This is a genomic window from Salsipaludibacter albus, from assembly GCF_019798055.1.
Classification (GTDB): domain Bacteria; phylum Actinomycetota; class Nitriliruptoria; order Nitriliruptorales; family Nitriliruptoraceae; genus Salsipaludibacter; species Salsipaludibacter albus.
Map to the genome: position 1 here is coordinate 1 of NZ_JAHOPH010000072.1, position 1013 is coordinate 1013.

The window sequence follows — 1013 nt, forward strand, 5'->3', positions numbered from 1 at the left end:
CACGCCGCCAGGGCCCTGGCGATGGGCGGCGTGGTGGCCTCCGACGACGAGATCGGATCGCTGGCCGACGCGCTGGTCCGTGCGACCTCGGTCGAGGACCTGGAGCGCGACGACGGGATCCCGCACCTGGGCCGAGCTCCTCCGGGTGCAGTACCTGGCAGGTGACCTCGCCGGCGCCGTCGAGGCCGCCGTCGACGGGTCGGCCAGCGTCGCCGGGCGCGGGACCAGCGGGTCGACGGCCTCGCTGTTGGCGTTCGCGGCGCCCTTCGTGGCCCAGCCGGGCGAGGACGTCCTGGCCGTGCACGCCAGGACGGAGCACGCCCTGGACATGGCGCGCGCCGTCGGCGATCAGGCCGTGCTGTGCGACGTGCTGGCCTGCCACGGTCTCGCCCTGGCCCGGGTGGGCCGCGTGGGCGAGGCGCGGGCCACGCTCGCGGAGGCGCAGCGGCTGGCCAACGGGGCGACCGATCCCCGGCGGGTCCTGCGGCCCGCGGTCTTCGAGCTGGCCATGCTGCACGCCGCAGGTGCGAGCGCGGAGGTGGCGGCGCTCGGTCGCCGGACCCTCGACCGCGCCCGCGAGCTGGGCGTGGAGCTCGCCGTCGGCCAGCAGGTACGAACCCTCGTGGCCGACGCGCTCGTCTCGCTGGGCGAGTGGGACGAGGCGGCCGAGGTGGTCGAGGACGGGCTGGCCTGGGGCGACGAGCCGCTGGCCGGTGCGCTGCTGCTCGTCGCCCGGATCGAACTGGCGCTGCGGCGGGGTCGGCTGGTCGAGGCGGCGCGCGACCTCGAGACGGCCCGTGGCCTGATGCCGGCCGGCCACTACCGCCTGGAGCGGGTCGAGGCCGAGCTCGCCTGGCTGCGACGGGATCGAACGGCCAGCCGTGCACACGCCGCCAGGGCCCTGGCGATGGGCGGCGTGGTGGCCTCCGACGACGAGATCGGATCGCTGGCCGACGCGCTGGTCCGTGCGACCTCGGTCGAGGACCTGGAGCGCGACGACGGGATCCCGCACC

The 1013-nt window shown here is 76.7% G+C and carries 1 pseudogene; it reads left to right on the top strand.

The window, feature by feature from the left end:
* Nucleotides 1-145: 145 nt before the first annotated feature.
* Nucleotides 146-1013 (top strand): annotated as a pseudogene (locus tag KR546_RS18845) (hypothetical protein); the annotation flags it as partial.